We start from the raw sequence: 16,514 nt of genomic DNA, 5'->3' as shown, positions 1-16,514 counted from the left end.
CGGGGGTCTCGGTGACTTTCCGGGGTCTCGGGCCGGGGGCCTACCGCAGGCGCGGCTCGTCGTCCGAGTGCGCGTCGCCCGCAGGGGCATCGGCGAGCTGCTCGTCGGCCCGGCGACCGTCGGTGCCGACCATCGCGTGCAGCGACCCGGTCGAGATGCGGTCGGGCGAGGTGCCCTCGAGCGAGCCGAGCCCACCCGTGCGACCGTCGAGCAGTCGGGCCCCGGTGGGTCGACCGGCGTCGTCGGTCGAGAGCGCGGCCTCGTCCTCGTGGGCGGTCGTGGCCAGAGGACCCGACGAGCCGGAGGCCGAGGAGGCGCCGTGCCCGTCGGCGTTCATGGTCGCCTCGTCGAAGGGCGCGCGACCCGACAGCACGGTCTCGACGCGGTCCTTGTCGATCTGCTTCGTCCAGGTGCCGACGAGGATCGTCGCGACGGCGTTGCCGGTGAAGTTCGTCAGGGCGCGGGCCTCCGACATGAAGCGGTCGATGCCGACGATGACGCCGACGCCGTCGACCAGGTCGGGGCGGTGGGCCTGCAGTCCGCCGGCCAGGGTGGCGATGCCGGCCCCGGTGACGCCGGCGGCACCCTTCGAGGCGATCATCATGAACAGCAGCAGCGACACCTGCTCGCCGACGCTGAGCGGCGTGCCCATGGCGTTGGCGATGAACAGCGACGCCATGGTCAGGTAGATGGCCGTGCCGTCGAGGTTGAACGAGTAGCCGGTGGGCACGGTGATGCCGACGACGGGCTTCGAGACCCCCAGGTGCTCCATCTTGGCGATGAGGCGGGGCAGGGCGACCTCGCTCGACGAGGTCGAGACGATCAGCAGGTACTCGCGGCCGAGGTACTTCATCACCCGGAAGATGTTGACGCCGGTGACGAGCTTGAGGATCGTGCCGAGCACGACGGCCACGAACAGGATGCACGTGATGTAGAAGGCGACCATCAGCGTGCCGAGCGCGACGATGGCCGCGACGCCGGTCTCGCCGACGACGGCGGCGATGGCGCCGAACGCACCGATGGGGGCGACCCACATGATCATCGCGAGGATGCGGAACACCAGAAGCTGCAGGTTGCGGACGCCCTCGAGGATGGTCTTGCCGCGGTCGCCCATGCGCTGCAGGGCGAAGCCGACGAGCAGCGCGACGAACAGCGTCTGCAGGATCGACCCGCTGGTCAGCGACGACACGAGCGTCTCGGGGATGATGCCGAGCAAGAAGGCCGCGGTGCCGCCGGCCTCTTCGGCGGCGGGCGCCTCGTAGCCGGTCGAGCCGACCATGAGGCCCTCGCCCGGGTGGATCAGGTTGCCGACGACCAGGCCGATCGCGAGCGCGAAGGTCGACATCGCGATGAAGTAGCCGAGCGCGAGCCCGCCCACCTTGCCGACGGTGGCGGCCTTCGCGATCGATCCGACGCCGAGCACGATCGTGCAGAAGATCACCGGCGCGATCATCATCGAGATGAGCGATACGAACGCCGTACCGATCGGCTTGAGCTGCACGGCCACCTCGGGGGCGGTCAGGCCGACGACGATGCCGGCCGCGACGGCGACGATCACCGCGATGTAGAGCCAGTGCGAGCGGTCGATGCGGCGACGGGCACGAACGCCGTTCGTCAGCGTCGTGCCGCCGGGGGTGGGGGTCTGCGGGCCCTTGTGCGTCTTTGCCATGGGGTCTTCCTCGAGCTCATGACCGGCGGCGTCGTCGTCGACGGTCGTGCGGGGGTGCGGTGTCGCGACTCTGGTCGTTCCTCCGGCGGCCGTCGACCTTCTGGTCATACTGGTCGCGCCGCGCGGTCCGGCCGCGCCGCGCGGTCCGGCCGCGCCGCGCGCTCCGGTCCCGCCGTGCGTCATGATGGACCCGGCCGCAGCGCAGCGAGGAGCCCGCCCGAGATGACCGTCGATCCCACCCGGTGGAGCATCGCCACCCGGCTCTTCGCGCTGCTCGTGGTCTTCGTGGTCGCCGTCGCCGTGCTCGCGACGGCCTGGACCCTCCGTTCGGCCCGCGAGGACGCCGACCGCTCGGCCGCACGGGCGTGCCTGGCCCTCGCCACCTCGATCGCCGACAACCCCTACGTCGTCAGCGCGCTGGCGACCGACGACCCGAGCGAACGCCTGCAGCCCTACGCCGTGGCCCTGATGAGCGACACCTCGACCGACTTCGTCACGATCATGCGCCCGGACCGCACCCGGTTGACGCACCCGGACCCCGCCGAGATCGGCCGCCCGTTCGTCGGCACCATCGCCCCCGCGCTGCGCGGCGAGTCGTTCACCGAGACCTACGCCGGCACCCTGGGCCCGTCGGTCAGGGCGGTCGTGCCGATCGAGAGCGACGGCGAGGTCGTCGCCCTGGTGTCGGCCGGCGTGACGGTCGACTCGATCACGCAGTCCGTCGGCGAGCGCCTGCCCCTGGTGTTCGCCGCCGCCGGGGCCACCGTGCTGCTCGGCGGCGTGGTGTCGTGGCTGCTCAGCCGCTACCTGCGTCGGGTCACCTGGGGTCGCGGCCCCGAAGAGCTCGCGCGAATGTTCGCCTACTACGAGGGCGTGCTGCACTCGGTGCGCGAGGGCCTCGTCCTGGTCGACGAGCGCGGGAGGCTGACGCTCTACAACGACCAGGCCGCCGAGCTGCTCGACCTGCCGCCCGGGGGCATCGCCGCGCCCGTGCCGCTCGACGAGTTGCAGGTGCCCGCCTCGTTGCGCGAGTTGCTGGCCTCGGGTCGCCGCGCCTCCGACGAGGTGCACGTGACCGACGACCGCGTCCTCGTCGTCAACCAGGAGGTCACCGAGCCCTCGGACGGCACGCCTCCCCCGCCCGGCCGGCGGGGCACGAGGTCCCTGCCCCACGCGGTGCCCGCTGGAGGCGCGGTGCCCGCAGGAGGCGCGGCGCCCGTGACCGGCGCGGCCCGCCTCCGCCCCCGGCGCACGCTCGGGACGGTGACCACCCTGCGCGACCACACCGAGCTCGCGCACCTCTCGGGCGAGGTGGAGACCATGCGCACGCTCTCGGACGCGCTGCGGTCGCAGACCCACGAGTTCTCGAACCGGCTGCACACGATCGTGTCGCTGATCGAGCTCGGCCGCGGTGACGAGGCGCTGCGCTTCGCCGCCGACGAGCTCGACCTCGGGCAGCGGCTCGCCGACCGGGTCGTCGCGTCGATCGACGAGCCGACCCTCGCCGCCCTGCTGCTGGGCAAGGCCGCGCAGGCCCGCGAGCGCTCGATCGACCTGCGCGTCGACGTCGAACCCGGGCTGGGGGCGATCGACGTCGAGCCCGGCGACCTCGTGACGATCGTCGGCAACCTGCTCGACAACGCCTTCGACGCCGTGGCCCCGACGCTCGACCCCTCCGCCGACCTCGACCCCGCGCCCGCCCCGGTCCGCCCGCCACGGGTCGAGGTGACCGTGGCCCGGGTCGAGGGCGGCGTGCAGCTCGACGTCGAGGACGACGGGCCGGGGCTCGGCGACGTCGAGCTGGCGTTCCGACGGGGCTTCAGCACCAAGCCGGCGGCGGTGGGCGGACGCGGCATCGGCCTCGCGCTCGTGCGTCAGGCCGTGGGTCGGGTCGGGGGTCGGCTCGACGTCGCCACGGGGCCCGACGGGACCACCTTCTCGGTGCTGCTGCCCGACCCACGGCCCGGGGACGCCGACGCCGACGTGCGGCACCGGGGCGGGGTGCGGTCGTGACCCGCGCCTCCTCGTCCGACGACCGGGTCCGGGTGCTCGTCGTCGAGGACGAGCCCCTGACCGCCGAGGCGCACGTCGCCTACCTCGAACGGCTCGAGGGCTTCGAAGTGGTCGGCCGGGCCCGCGACGGTCGCGAGACGCTCGACGCGGTGCGCGCGGCCGGTGCACCCGGGGGCACGGGGCTCGACCTCGTGCTGCTCGACATGAACCTGCCCGACACCCACGGCCTGCAGCTGTGCCGCGCCCTGAGGGCTGCGGGGTCGACCGTCGACGTGATCGCGATCACGGCCGTCCGCGACGCGTCCGTGGTGCGGACGGCCGTGTCGCTCGGCATCGTGCAGTACCTGATCAAGCCGTTCACCTTCGCGACCTTCGCCGAGCGCCTGGGGGCCTACCGGGCGTTCCGCGAGTCGCTCGCCGCCGGGCAGGGGCAGGTGACGCAGTCCGACGTCGACCTCGGTCTCGCCAGCCTGAGGCAGGCGCCGACCCCGGCGCTGGCGAAGGGACTCGCCCCGGCGACCCTCGACCAGGTCGTGGCCGTGCTGCGTCGGGGCGGGTCGCCGTCCGCCGGCGAGGTGGCCGACGCGGCCGGGGTGTCGCGCGTGACGGCCCGCCGCTACCTCGAACACCTCGCCGACACGGGGGCGGCGACCCGCGAACCCCGGTACGGCAGCCCGGGCCGCCCCGAGCACGGCTACCGCTGGAACTGACCCGACGTACCCCGGCTGCCGGCCTGCTGGGCGGACCGCCCGACGGGGCCGGTAGACCGGGACGATGCAGAAACCACTGGCCGTCCTGTTCGACATCGACGAGACCCTCGTGCACACCGGCGGGGCCGGCGGACGCAGCTGGACCTGGGCCTTCGACCACCTGCACGGCGTGGCAGCCGACATCGGCGACCACACGAGCGCGGGCGAGACCGACCCCGAGGTCGGCCGGCAGACCTTCGAGGGCGTGATGGGGCGCACCCCGACCGACGCCGAGATGGCGGCGCTCTACGCCGCCTACCTCTGGCACCTGGCGGACGACATCCGCACCTCCGAGGGGTACCGGATGCTCGACGGGGCCGAGGAGGCGCTGCGGGCGCTGAGCGACGCCGGCGTCGTCCTCGGCGTGATCTCGGGCGCGATGGAGGGCGCGGCCCGCACGAAGATGGAGCCGGCCGGGCTCGGCCGCTGGTTCGTCTTCGGCGGCTACGGATCGGACAGCCCCGACCGGACCGAGGCGACCCGGGCCGCGATCCGCAAGGCGTCGCTGCTCGTCGGCCACGACCTGTCGCCGACCGAGGTCTTCGTCGTCGGCGACACCCCGCACGACGTCACGAGCGCGCACGCGGCCGGGGCGACCGGCATCGGCGTCGCGAGCGGCAAGCACTCGGTCGACGAACTCCGCGAGGCCGGGGCCGACGCCGTGCTCACGTCGCTGACCGAGGCGTTCCCGGGTCTCTGACGCGATCGTCCGCGTCGGACCGCGACACCCGTCGCCGGCGTCGGACCGCGCTGCCGGCCGCTGGCGTCGGACCGCGGCACCGGCCACCGACGCCGGACCTCGGCGCCGGCCCTCAGCGCCGGACGAGCCGCGCGATCTCGGGCAGCGTCGCCAGGGTGCCGGACGCCCCGTGCTGGTCGGGGTCGAGCGCGAGCCGCTTCAGCCCGGCCCGCGTGTAGGTGCCGACGTCGGCCACGAAGTCGGCGGGTGCCCGCCAGACGATCCGGTCGGCGGCGGACGGGTCGAGCCCTCGCGCGAGCGCGGAGTCGCGGGCGCGCTCGGGTGACGTGAAGGCGAGCAGCGTCGGCGTGCCCTCGTCGACCACGGCGAAGGGCTTCGAGGCCCCCGCGGTGCCGCGGTCGACGAACCACCAGGCCTCGAGGCGGAACGCCGAGCGCCAGAGGGCGACGGGGTCGTCGGCGACGATCGCGGCGATCCGTTCCTGTGGTGCGCCCACCGGGCCGGGGATCGCGACGGGTGCCTCGACCGAGGAGGCGACCCCGGGAGGCGCGGCGAGGGTCGACCCCGTGGGCCCGGTCGGCGAGGCGGTCCGGTCGACGACCCGCTCGAGCCGCGCGCGCCTCCTCTGGGTCACCCCGATGCGCACGAGCACGACACCGCCCGCGACGAGCACGGCCACGACGACGAGCGCGACGACGACGTCGACCGACGACTGGCGCCCCGGCGCCACGAGGCCGACGAGCAGCACCGAGGCCCCGATCGGCGAGCCGACCACGGCGATCGCGAGCAGCACGACGCCCCAGGTCAGGGCGGCGGTGCCGCTCGGTCGGCGGCGGGTCGACGGGTCGGGGCTCGGCATCGACCCAGCGTAGGGCGACCCGGTGCGCGGCGACCGGACGGCGACCGGACGGGAGCCGGACACGGGGGCCGACCGGGCCGGGCGGACGTGGGCCGACCGGGCGGGTCCTGCCGGGCCGGCCCGTCCGGCTACTCCGCCGCGCGTGCCCAGCCGAGCCCGCGGGCCTCGACCATGCCACGGAGGGCCGTGGTCAGGGCCGCGAAGTCCTTCGGGCCGAGGGCGTCGGTCAGGACCACGTACGCGTGCGCGGCATCGGCCGGCAGCGAGGGCGTCGCCCGGGTCGGGTCGACGAGACGCGTCGTCCCCGCGCTGCCGGCGTGCCGACGCACCTCGTCGTGGTCCCGCAGGTGGAAGTTGACGAGCCGCTTGCCGTCACCGATCGCGAACAGGCGCGCCACGAACGAGACCCGGCGCATCGACCGACCGGTGCCGCCGGCCAGGGGGCCGGCCGGCCCGTCGACCCAACTCACGCGCGTGACCGAGCTCCAGGGCACGACGACGCTGCCGTCGATCACGATCGCCGACGCGTGGACCGCCAGCAGCCGGCCTCCGCGACGACGCGCCGCACCGACGTACTCGGAGAAGGTCGCGACGGGCAGCAGGGTCGGCAGCACCCACAGGGCCACGACGAACCACAGCCACCCCGTGCTCGTGATCGACCAGGTGACGAGGGCGGCCATCAGCGCGAGGGCGAGCAGGACGCCCAGCCCGGAACCGACCAGCTGACGACGCAGTCGACGCCCGTCGTGGGCGGCCACGAGCACCGGCGGATCGGTCGGGAGCGCGAAGCGGTCGGCGGGCTCGTCGTCGGACGCCGAGCGACCCGGCTGACGGTCGGCGGGCGCGTCGGCGGACGCGGGGCGACCCGATCGACGGTCGGCGGCCGCCTCGGCACCCTTCCGGCGTCGCGCCTGCCTGTCGAGGCCGAAGCGCCGCATGGCCTCGAGCGCGCCGAGCGGCGCGAAGGGCCCCCTGCCCTGCACGTCGACGAGGACGCCGAACACGCCGGTCCGCTCCAGGGCCGCGGCGTCGTCGACGAATCCGGCGGAGGGCAGGGCGAGCAGTCGGCCGGCCTCGTCGTCGGACAGTCCTCGTGCGAGGCCGTGCTGCCGTGCCCGCTCGGGCGACGTAAACGCCAGGACCATCGGACGCCCGTCGACCTCGGCCACCAGGGGCTGCACGTCGGGCAGTTCGCCGCGGGCGACGAACCACCAGCGGTCGAGCGCGAAGATGGCGTCCCAGAGATCGGCCTGGGCGTCGGTGTCGTCGATGCCGCGGAGTTCGGCGACCCGCGTCAGCTCGTCGATGCGCTCGCTGGCGACCCGCATCTCGTCGGCGGACGGCGGCGGCGGCAACGGCGTGCCGCTCGAAGCAGGCAGAGGGGTCGGTTCACTCATCCGGCCAGAGTACGGGTTCACCCGCGAGGACGAGTAATCCTCAGAGATGGCGGCCGCTGCCGCACGCACGACCCGACGGTCGGCGCTACGCTCCGACCATGGCCGACACGCGTGGACCCCAGATCGTCCGAGGCGACCCCGAGGTGACCCGGGCGACGCTCGACCTCAAGCTGCCGGTGGCGATGCTGCCCGGACTCGTGCGCCGGGCCCTGCAGGCGAGCCCGACGTTCTCGTTGAGCGACGCCGACGAATCGGGCGCCACCCTGCTGCGGCGGTCGGCGTCGGCGCACGTCGCCGACGCCGTGCGACTCGACTTCACGGCCTCCGACCGCGGTAGCCGCGTCTCTGCCGAGGTGCACTCCCCCGGGGGCACCGTGGGCACCTCGGTCAAGCGCCGCGACGACGACACCACCGCCCTCTTCGAGGCGATCGCCACGGCCGCCGGGCCCTTCTGACCCGAGCGGCGCGGGCCCTGCGTCAGCTCACGTCCCCGACGATCCAGGTGTCCTTCGCTCCCCCGCCCTGCGACGAGTTGACGATCATGCTGCCCTCGGGAGCGACCCGGGTGAGCCCCAGGTCGGCCAGCACGCTCTCGCCCGCACCGGTGCCCGTCAGGTAGACGAAGCAGCGCAGGTCGACGTGACGCGGCTGCAACCCGGTCGAGGTCAGGGTCGGGTGCGACGACAGCGTGACGACCTCCTGGGCGACCCAGCCGGCCGGATCCCGGGCGATCTCGGCCCGGCGCTCGGCAACGACCGCGGCGCTCGCCGACGGGCCGATCAGCACGCCCCGACCACCCTCGCCGTCGACCGGCTTGGTGACCAGCTCGCCCACGCGCTCGAGCACGGCCATCCGCTCGGCCGGGTCGCCCGTCCGGTAGGTCGGCACCGACTCGAGCAGCGGACGCTCGCCCAGGTAGTACCAGATCAGGTCGGGAACGGCGCAGTACATCGCCTTGTCGTCGGCCAGCCCGTTGCCGGGGGCGTTCGCGAGCACGACGTCGCCCGCGGCCGCCACGTCCATCAGGTGCTCGCCGAGCAGCGGATCGTGCGGCGCGTGCAGGTCGACCAACTCGCCGTCGAGACGCAGGTAGAGCGCGTCGACGACCGTGCCCGTCCGGCGGTCGACGACCCGCGCCTCCCGGACCTCGACGTCGTCGGCCTGCAGCAGCAGCAGGCCGGCCCCCTCGGCGAGGGTGCGGTGCTCGTACCAGGCCGAGCTCGTCGGCCCCTCGGACAGGATCGCCGCGACCGGCACGCGGGTCGCGCCGTCGACGGCGACGTCACCTTCGTCGCCGTCGTCACCCCGAGGAGGCGCGGCGTGCGCCAGCAGCGTCGCCCGCAGCACCGCGAACACGCTCGTCGGGTCGAGCAGCCCCGCCGGCCGCGGAGCGTCCGGCACCACCTCGTCGAGCAGCCGCCGCACGGCGATCGAGAACGCCGCCCCGCTGGGCGACCGCACGTTGTCCTCGAGCACCCGCCACCCGCCGAGCTCGTTCCGCACCAGGTCGAAGCCCTGCACCGGCGCGCGCACCGCATCCGCAGGGAGACGTGTGGCCTCGTCCCGCCAACCCGCCGCACCGAGGACCTGCTCGGCGGACAGCACGCCGTCGGCGACGACCCGGCGCTCGCCGTAGGCGTCGCGGAGGAAGGCCTCGATCGCCCGGGCCCGCTGGGTCAGGCCGGCCTCGAGCTGGCTCCACTCGTGACGCGTGACGATGCGCGGCACCAGGTCGCAGTGGAACGCCCGGTGGTCGCCGCCGACCCCGAAGCCGAGCCCTGCCTGCTCGCACCACGCGTCACGGGCGACGGCACGGGCGTGGGCCTCGGTCGGGCCGAGCTCCTGGAAGAACCCGGCCACGTCGCGGTAGGCCGGGCGCGGGTGCAGCCCCGGACCGATCGCCTCGTCGCCGGCGCGGAACCGGTACCCCACGAGGGTCGGCGCGGGGGCGTCGAGCCCCGCGGCCGGGCCGTGCGTCTCGCGGACGACGAGGTCGACCACGTCGTCGAGCCGCCCCCGCTCGGCGAACGCGGCACGCTGCCGGTCGGCCGAGTTGCCGCGGGCGAGCGTCGCCTCCGCCAGGTCGGTCACGGTCTGCCAGTCGCCGAACTCCTCGAGCTGCGGCCGCAGCCGCGTCACGAGCTGGCGGACCGCCTCGGCCGCGGGCAGCCGCGACGGGTGCTGCTCGAGGTCGAGCAGCTCGCCGCCGAGCCCGCTGCGCGCGGCCTGCCACATCGCGGCGCGGTGCAGGGGTGCTGCCCGGTGCTCGGCGGGTCGACCGGCCTCGACGTCCGTCTCGGCCCGACGGACGGCGGCGCGGTACAGCCCGGCGATCAGCACGGCGTCGTCGACCAACGGGCACGCGTCGCAGGTCCGCAGCTCGAGGGTCGGCGCGTGGCTCGACGGGCGCACGTCGAAGTAGGCCATCTTGCTGTCGGCGATCACGCCCGTGCCGATCAGGTCGGCCAACAGGCGGTCGTACTCGGCGGCGTCGGCCATCGGCCCGGTCGCCCCGGCGCTCGGCCAACGCTGCCAGATGATCGAGCGGATGCTCGCGTACCCGGTGTCCTGCCCGTTCCAGTAGGGCGAACTCGCGCTCAGGGCGAGCAGGGCCGGCAGCACGGGGGCGATGCGCCCGGCGATCTGCACGGCCAGGTCGCGGTCGGCGACGCCCACGTGGATCTGCAGGCCGCAGATCAGCTGCTCGTCGACCAGCAGCCGGTACTGCTCGTGCATGCGGCCGTAGCGACCGGTCGTGGTGAGCTCGAAGTCGGCGAACTCGCTGCGGGGCGCCGTGCCGACCGCCCCGATGGCCAGCCCCTCGGCGCTCGTCACCTCGACGAGGTCGCGCCGCAGCGTCAGGATCTCGCGGCGCAGGTCGTCGAGCGTGGTCACGACGGGCACGTTGGTCTCGACCGTCGTGCGCTGCAGCTCGGCCCCGTAGCGGTCGGCGGGCAGGCGGGCGAGCAGGTGCGGCGCCCGGGCCGACAACCGCCCCGTCTCGAGATCGATCAGGTGCAGCTCTTCTTCGGCCCCCAGCGTCAGCTCTGCGCTCATGCCTGCACAGTAAGGGCGGGCCCCCGCCGCGTCCCCGGTTTCATGAGGAGTTCACATGATCGGAACACGAGGAGGCGCGAGCCGGGTCACCGGCGGCATCACCTGCGGGTCGTCGGCCGGGTCGTCGGCCGGGTCAGACGTCGGCGGTCTGGCGCACCCCCGCGGCCGGCAGCAGCACGCCGTCGATGAGTCCGATCAAGAACTCGCGGTCGACGGGCTTGCGCAGCACCAGCACCCGGTACGACACCATCGACGGGGTCACGAGCGCGAGCGCCTCGATGTCGGCGTCGGCCGAGATCTCACCGCGCTCGAGGGCACGGCGCATGAGCAGTCGGTTGGCCTCGGCGCGGGGCTGGACGATCGCGGCGTCGACCGCCTCGGCCAGCTCGGGCGTGGTCGAGAGCATCGTGACGACGCCGGCCATGACCCGCATCTTCTTCTCGGCCTCGTCGATGCTCTGCGGTTTGATCATCGCGACGAGGTCGCCCCGCAACGTGCCCGTGTCGGGCAGGTCGTCGAGGTCGACGGCACCCCGCTTGAGGCAGGCCACGGCGTCGACGACGAGTTCGCCCTTCGACGCCCAGCGACGGTAGAGCGTGGCCTTGCCGGCCTTGGCCCGGGCGGCGACCATCTCGATCGTCATGCCCTCGAACCCGGTCTCGGCCAGCACGTCGATGGTGCACTGGAGGATCTCGGGGTCGCGGCTGTGGTCGCGCTTGCGTCCGGGTCGCCCGGGCGTCGTGGGCTCGGCCTCGGCGGGCGTCGTCGCCGCGCCTTCCCTGTCGGTCATGGGGGTGACTCTACATCGGATGTTTACGAAACTGGCTGTATCCGAAACTGTCGGGACTCGTATATGCTCGCGCTCATGTCTCAGGCCTCCACCTCCCGTGACGGCGCGAGCCGCGCCTCCTCGTCCTCGCCCACCCCGCCGTCGTCACGGCGCTGGTGGACCCTCACCACGGTCGCGCTCGCGCAGCTGATGGTCGTGCTCGACTCCACCGTCGTCAACATCGCCCTGCCCGCCGCCCAGACCGACCTCGGCTTCTCGGACGGTGACCGGCAGTGGATCATCACCGCCTACTCGCTCGCGTTCGGCAGCCTGCTGCTGGTCGGCGGACGCGTCAGCGACCTGATCGGTCGCAAGCGCACCTTCATCATCGGCCTGATCGGCTTCGCCCTCGCCTCGGCCCTCGGTGGCGCGGCCGGCACCTTCGGACTGCTCGTCTTCGCCCGTGCCCTGCAGGGTGCCTTCGGTGCGCTGCTCGCCCCGACCGCGCTGGCCGTGCTGACGACGACCTTCACGATCCCCAAGGAGCGCGCCCGGGCCTTCGGCGTCTTCGGCGCCATCGCCGGGGCCGGCGGCGCGATCGGCCTGCTGCTCGGCGGGTTCTTGACGCAGTACGCCTCGTGGCGCTGGAACCTCTACATCAACGTCGTCATCGCCGCCGTCGCCGTGGTCGGAGCCGCGATCTTCGTGTCGCACGTCACCCGCACCGGCCCGCGCCCCAAGCTCGACGTGCCCGGCACGCTGCTCGTCTCCGGCGCCCTGTTCTCGCTCGTCTACGGGTTCTCGAACGCCGAGACCCAGGGCTGGGACTCGCCGCTGACCTGGGGGTTCCTGGTCGCGGCCGTCGTGCTGCTCAGCTCGTTCGTGGCATGGCAGCGTCGGGCCGAGCACCCCCTGCTGCCGCTGTCGATCGTCCTCGACCGCAACCGCGGTGCCGCCTACGCCTCGGTCACCATCGCCGGCGCCGGCATGTTCGGCATCTTCCTGTTCGTGACCTACTACCTGCAGACCTCGCTCGGCTACACCCCGACGAAGACCGGGCTCGCCTTCTTGCCGATGATCGCCATGCTCGTGCTCGCGGCCCAACTGTCGACGAACATCTTCGTGCCGCGCTTCGGGCCGAAGGTCATGGTCCCCTTCGGCATGGCGCTCGGCGTGATCGGCATGCTGCTGCTCACCCGACTCGACCTCGAGAGCACCTACGCCGCGAACGTCCTGCCGGCCCTGATGGTGCTCGGCTTCGGCATGGGCTCGATCATGCCCGCGTCGATCCAGACCGCCACGCTCGGCGTCGACCGCGGGCACGCGGGCGTCGCCTCGGCCATGGTCAACACCAGCCAGCAGGTCGGCGGCTCGATCGGCACCGCACTGCTCAACACGCTGGCCGCGACCGCGGCCGCGAACTACGTCGCCGACCACCTGCCCGCGACCGGAGCCGTCGCCGCCGAGGCCGCGGTCACCGGCTACGCCACGGCGTACTGGTGGGGAGCCGGGTTCTTCGCGGTCGGCGCGGTGGTCGCGGCGCTGGTGTTCCGCCGACGCGTGCCGCAGTCGGACCAGGTCGACCCGTCGACCTCGCCCGCCGTCGACGCCCCGGTGCCGGTGCACTGACGCGAGCCGCACGCACGCAGGACCCGCGCCTCCTCAGCCCTCGGGCCGAGGAGGCGCGGGTCGTGTCGGTGACGGACGCCGCGCCGGTCACGACGCCGCGTCGGTCAGGACGCCGCGCCCTTCAGGACGCGTCGCCCGTCACGACGCCTCGCCCGTCAGGACGCGGCTTCGTCCTCGTCGTAGCGGTCGACGCTGATGGTCGGGATCGACGCGGTGATGACCGAGCCGTCGGCGCGCATGAGGCCTCGCAGGTCGCTCGTGGTGGGCACGCGCGTCGTGATGCGCGGGCCCTGGCCGTCGAGCGCCACGCGGACCGGCGCATCGGGCGACACGTGGACTTCTTCGCCTCGGACGGCCACGGTCACCGCGTCTCCCGTCTCGATCGTGAAGACGATCTCGTGCTGGGCGAGGTCGACCCGCAGGCGGCTGCCCTTGATCGAGACCCGGAACGACAGTTCGTCCCAGTCGGACGGCAAGCGGGGGTCGAACGTGAACGACCCGAGCCAATCGCGCATGCCGCCGTAGCCGTTGACGAGCGCACTCCAGATGCCGCCCGTCGAGGCGACGTGCACGCCGTCGGAGGTGTTCTTGTGCAGGTCGGCGAGGTCGACGTACAGCGACGACAGGAAGTACTGCTGCGAGAGCTGGTGGTGACCGACCTCGGCCGCGATGATCGACTGCACGACGCCCGACAGGGTCGAGTCGCCCGTCGTCAGCGCGTCGTAGTACTCGAAGTTGCGGAGCTTCTGCTCGGGCGTGAACTCGTCGCCCTGCAGGTACAGCGCCAGCACGACGTCGGCCTGCTTGAGCACCTGGAAGCGGTAGATGACCAGCGGGTGGTAGTGCAACAGCAGCGGACGCTTGTTGGCCGGGGTGGCCTCGAGGTCCCACAGCTCTTTGTCGAGGAACTGGGCGTCCTGCGGGTGGATGCCCCGGTGGTCGTCGTAGGGGATGTGCATGGCCTCGGCGGCCAGCTGCCAGCCGGTGATCTCGTGCTCTTCGAGACCGAGGCGGGCGACCATGCGGTCGAAGGCGACCGGCGCGTCGTCCTTCAGACGGGTGACCGCCCGGACGGCCGCACGCAGGTTGGCCCGCGCCATGACGTTCGTGTAGAGGTTGTCGTCGACCACGGTCGTGTACTCGTCGGGCCCGGTGACGCCGTCGATGTGGAACCGCTGGTCACCGTTCGAGCGCCAGAAGCCGAGGTCGGCCCAGAGCCGGGCGGTCTCGACCAAGATGTCGACCGCACCCCGCTGCAGGAAGTCCTCGTCGCCCGTGGCCTGGACGTACTGGCTGAGCGCGTGGCTGATGTCGGCGTCGATGTGGTACTGCGCCGTGCCGGCCGCGTAGTAGGCGCTCGACTCGAGCCCGTTGATCGTCCGCCACGGGAAGAGTGCCCCGCGCTGGTTGAGCTCGACCGCGCGGTCGCGTGCGGCGTCGAGCATGCCGAGGCGGAAGCGCAGGGCGTTACGGGCGACGTTCGGCGACGTGTAGGTCAAGAACGGCAGGACGTAGATCTCGGTGTCCCAGAAGTAGTGGCCGCCGTAGCCCGACCCCGTGACGCCCTTCGCGGCGACGCCCTGGCCGTCGGTGCGGGCCGTGGCCTGCGCCAGCTGGAAGAGGTTCCAGCGGACGGCCTGCTGGATCTCGGGCTGCCCGGCGACCTGCACGTCGCTGCGCTGCCAGAAGTCGTCGAGCCAGGCCCGCTGGTGCTCGAAGATCTCGGCGGTCGGCGTCTCGGACGCCCGGTCGAGGGTGCGGTCGCACCGGTCGGCCAGCTCGCGCGGGGGCACGCCGCGGCTGGTGTGGTAGCTGATCGTCTTGACCAGTCGGACCTTCTGGCCGGCCTGCGCCTTGACGCGGTAGACGTGCTTGGCGATGTCGTCGTCGATCTGCGACGACTGGTCCCACTCGGCGTCGGTCTCGATGCGGTGGTCGGCCCCGACCGCGATCGTCATGCCCGAGTTGGTCGTCCGGTAGCCGAGCACGGCTCGCGTGCCACCGTTGCGCTTGAGCACGGGCTGCAGGACGCGGTCGTCGAACGACTCGGCCTTGCGCGGGTCGAACGCCTCGGCGGCGGCCCGCATGCCGGCGTGGTACTGGTCGCCGAGGTCTTGACGGTTGAGGATCTGGCTCGAGATGAGCAACGAGGCCGACGAGTCGAGCATCGTCACCTCGTACTCGATCACGACGAGGTGGCGGTCCTCGAAGCTGACCAGGCGTCGGCTCGTGACCAGCACGCGCTTGCCCGAGGGCGTCCGCCAGTCGATCTCACGGATCAGCGCGCCGTCCCGGAAGTCGAGGCGCCGGGTGTGCCGCAGGATGTCGGCCTCGAAGAGCACGAACGGCTCGTCGTCGACGTAGAGGCGGATCACCTTGGCGTCGGGCACGTTGACGATGGTCTGGCCGACGCGGGCGAAGCCGAAGGCCTCCTCGGCGTGCCGGATCGGCCAGGTCTCGTGGAACCCGTTCACGAAGGTGCCGAACGAGTGGCCGCCGCGGCCCTCGTCGGGGTTGCCGCGGAGGCCCAGGTAGCCGTTGCCGACCGCGAAGACGGTCTCGGTCAGGCCCTCGTCACCCTGGATGTACTCGTCCTCGACGAGCGCCCACTCGTCGACGGGGAACCTCGAACGATCGAGCGGGTCGGACGTGATGTGGTTCACGACTGTGCCTCCGTGGTGCCGGTGCTGCTGCTGCTGTTCGAGGGCGTGCTCGGTGTCGCCTGGCCGGGGTTCGGAGCCGAGGAGGCGCGGGTTCGGTCGAGTGCCCCGACCAGCGTGCCGAGGTCGTCGACCACGAGGTCGGCACCGAAGTCGAGCAGGGTCTGGGCGCCGGTGCCGCGGTCGACCCCCAGGACGAGGCCGAAGGCCCCACGGCGGCCGGCCTCGACGCCGGACTGGGCGTCCTCGACGACGACGCAGTCGTCGGCGGTCAGGCCGAGGCGGCGGGCGCCCTCGAGGTAGGTGTCGGGGGCCGGCTTGCCGGCGATGCCCTCGGCGGCGGCGACGACGCCGTCGACGATGACGTCGAAGCGGTCGCGCAGGCCCGCGGCCTCGAGCACGGGGACGGCGTTGCGCGAACTCGAGACGACGGCGACCCGCACGCCTTCGGCGATGGCGCGGTCGAGGAACGCCACCGACCCCGGGTAGGGCGTGACGCCGTTCTCGTCGAGCTCGGCGGCGAAGGCGGCGTTCTTGCGGTTTCCGAGACCGCAGACCGACTCGACGTCGGGGCCGTCGTCGGGCGAGCCCTCGGGCAACACGACGTCGCGGGCGGCGAGCATGGCGCGGACGCCGTCGTAGCGGGGACGACCGTCGACGTGCTCGAAGTAGTCGCCCTCGGTGTACGGCGCGAGGCCGTGCGCGGCGAAGTACTCGCTGAAGAGCCGGGACCATGCGCGCATGTGGACCTCGGCGGTCGGCGTGAGGACGCCGTCCAGGTCGAAGAGGAGGGCGTCGAGGTGGGCGAGGCGCGAGGCGTCGCGGGGCGTGGCGGAAGACACGGGGGGGCCGGTCCCTTCGAGCGTGGGGGCAGGGTGATCGGCACCGGGGCGACGACGGCCCGGTGCCGGTGAGGCGGAACGATGCGGGGGCAGGACGAAGAAGGGTGGAGCAGGTCGGCTGCTGCACCGACCGGGGTGCGGCGTGAACCGCACGGGACAAGTGTGGCACC

12 protein-coding genes are annotated in these 16,514 nt (G+C 73.1%); 5 read left to right on the top strand and 7 right to left on the bottom strand.

Annotated features, from left to right (window positions below; translation table 11 throughout):
• Positions 1 to 40: 40 nt before the first annotated feature.
• Positions 41 to 1,669: a cation:dicarboxylate symporter family transporter gene (locus tag ITJ55_RS00405; RefSeq protein WP_194593629.1), complete on the bottom strand. Its 1,629-nt coding sequence runs from the start codon at positions 1,667 to 1,669 to the stop codon at positions 41 to 43.
• Positions 1,670 to 1,891: 222 nt separating this feature from the next.
• On the opposite strand from ITJ55_RS00405, the gene ITJ55_RS00400 reads away from it, so the two are divergent.
• From ITJ55_RS00400 to ITJ55_RS00390, 3 genes are all read left to right on the top strand, one after another.
• Complete coding sequence (locus ITJ55_RS00400; protein ID WP_194593628.1) at positions 1,892 to 3,682, top strand: sensor histidine kinase; 1,791 nt, start codon at positions 1,892 to 1,894, stop codon at positions 3,680 to 3,682.
• Positions 3,679 to 4,392 carry a response regulator gene (locus tag ITJ55_RS00395; RefSeq protein WP_194593627.1) on the top strand — a complete coding sequence of 238 codons (714 nt, stop codon included), beginning with the start codon at positions 3,679 to 3,681 and terminating at the stop codon, positions 4,390 to 4,392. The genes ITJ55_RS00400 and ITJ55_RS00395 overlap by 4 nt, the downstream gene beginning before the upstream one ends.
• Positions 4,393 to 4,456: 64 nt before the next feature.
• Positions 4,457 to 5,131, top strand: coding sequence for an HAD family hydrolase (locus ITJ55_RS00390; protein ID WP_194593626.1), 675 nt, complete (start codon positions 4,457 to 4,459; stop codon positions 5,129 to 5,131).
• Between the two features lie 112 nt (positions 5,132 to 5,243).
• Here ITJ55_RS00390 and ITJ55_RS00385 read toward each other — a convergent pair whose 3' ends face one another.
• Positions 5,244 to 5,990 (bottom strand): hypothetical protein, encoded by a 747-nt coding sequence (locus ITJ55_RS00385; protein ID WP_194593625.1) that lies wholly within the window; start codon positions 5,988 to 5,990, stop codon positions 5,244 to 5,246.
• A 128-nt stretch (positions 5,991 to 6,118) separates the two neighbouring features.
• Positions 6,119 to 7,387 (bottom strand): hypothetical protein, encoded by a 1,269-nt coding sequence (locus ITJ55_RS00380; RefSeq protein ID WP_194593624.1) that lies wholly within the window; start codon positions 7,385 to 7,387, stop codon positions 6,119 to 6,121.
• 98 nt (positions 7,388 to 7,485) lie between these two features.
• On the opposite strand from ITJ55_RS00380, the gene ITJ55_RS00375 reads away from it, so the two are divergent.
• Positions 7,486 to 7,842: a hypothetical protein gene (locus tag ITJ55_RS00375; RefSeq protein ID WP_194593623.1), complete on the top strand. Its 357-nt coding sequence runs from the start codon at positions 7,486 to 7,488 to the stop codon at positions 7,840 to 7,842.
• Positions 7,843 to 7,864: 22 nt separating this feature from the next.
• Here the strand turns inward: ITJ55_RS00375 and ITJ55_RS00370 are convergent, their stop codons facing one another.
• Together ITJ55_RS00370 and ITJ55_RS00365 are read right to left on the bottom strand one after the other, a co-directional pair.
• The gene (locus tag ITJ55_RS00370) at positions 7,865 to 10,444 is read right to left on the bottom strand and encodes a carboxylate--amine ligase/circularly permuted type 2 ATP-grasp protein (RefSeq protein WP_194593622.1); all 2,580 of its coding nucleotides are present in this window, start codon (positions 10,442 to 10,444) and stop codon (positions 7,865 to 7,867) included.
• A 133-nt stretch (positions 10,445 to 10,577) separates the two neighbouring features.
• Positions 10,578 to 11,234 carry a TetR/AcrR family transcriptional regulator gene (locus ITJ55_RS00365; RefSeq protein WP_194593621.1) on the bottom strand — a complete coding sequence of 219 codons (657 nt, stop codon included), beginning with the start codon at positions 11,232 to 11,234 and terminating at the stop codon, positions 10,578 to 10,580.
• A gap of 75 nt (positions 11,235 to 11,309) precedes the next feature.
• Here ITJ55_RS00365 and ITJ55_RS00360 point away from each other — a divergent pair, with 75 nt between their 5' ends.
• Positions 11,310 to 12,842 (top strand): MFS transporter, encoded by a 1,533-nt coding sequence (locus ITJ55_RS00360; protein WP_194593620.1) that lies wholly within the window; start codon positions 11,310 to 11,312, stop codon positions 12,840 to 12,842.
• Between the two features lie 155 nt (positions 12,843 to 12,997).
• Here the strand turns inward: ITJ55_RS00360 and ITJ55_RS00355 are convergent, their stop codons facing one another.
• Positions 12,998 to 15,505 (bottom strand): glycoside hydrolase family 65 protein, encoded by a 2,508-nt coding sequence (locus tag ITJ55_RS00355; protein WP_194593619.1) that lies wholly within the window; start codon positions 15,503 to 15,505, stop codon positions 12,998 to 13,000.
• Positions 15,502 to 16,344, bottom strand: a complete 843-nt coding sequence (locus ITJ55_RS00350) for a beta-phosphoglucomutase family hydrolase (protein WP_194593618.1) — start codon at positions 16,342 to 16,344, stop codon at positions 15,502 to 15,504. The genes ITJ55_RS00355 and ITJ55_RS00350 overlap by 4 nt, the downstream gene beginning before the upstream one ends.
• Positions 16,345 to 16,514: the final 170 nt, after the last annotated feature.

The organism is Frigoribacterium sp. VKM Ac-1396 (assembly GCF_015350895.1).
Lineage (GTDB): Bacteria > Actinomycetota > Actinomycetes > Actinomycetales > Microbacteriaceae > Frigoribacterium.
Note: the sequence above shows the minus strand (reverse complement) of the source record. Positions and strands in the feature narration are given on the sequence as shown.

Excerpts from the sequence above, each read along its gene's own strand:
- ITJ55_RS00405 (WP_194593629.1), bottom strand. The coding sequence starts at position 1,669 with ATGGCAAAGACGCACAAGGGCCCGCAGACCCCCACCCCCGGCGGCACG.
- ITJ55_RS00400 (WP_194593628.1), top strand. The coding sequence starts at position 1,892 with ATGACCGTCGATCCCACCCGGTGGAGCATCGCCACCCGGCTCTTCGCG.
- ITJ55_RS00390 (WP_194593626.1), top strand. The coding sequence starts at position 4,457 with ATGCAGAAACCACTGGCCGTCCTGTTCGACATCGACGAGACCCTCGTG.
- ITJ55_RS00385 (WP_194593625.1), bottom strand. The coding sequence starts at position 5,990 with ATGCCGAGCCCCGACCCGTCGACCCGCCGCCGACCGAGCGGCACCGCC.
- ITJ55_RS00380 (WP_194593624.1), bottom strand. The coding sequence starts at position 7,387 with ATGAGTGAACCGACCCCTCTGCCTGCTTCGAGCGGCACGCCGTTGCCG.
- ITJ55_RS00375 (WP_194593623.1), top strand. The coding sequence starts at position 7,486 with ATGGCCGACACGCGTGGACCCCAGATCGTCCGAGGCGACCCCGAGGTG.
- ITJ55_RS00370 (WP_194593622.1), bottom strand. The coding sequence starts at position 10,444 with ATGAGCGCAGAGCTGACGCTGGGGGCCGAAGAAGAGCTGCACCTGATC.
- ITJ55_RS00365 (WP_194593621.1), bottom strand. The coding sequence starts at position 11,234 with ATGACCGACAGGGAAGGCGCGGCGACGACGCCCGCCGAGGCCGAGCCC.
- ITJ55_RS00360 (WP_194593620.1), top strand. The coding sequence starts at position 11,310 with ATGTCTCAGGCCTCCACCTCCCGTGACGGCGCGAGCCGCGCCTCCTCG.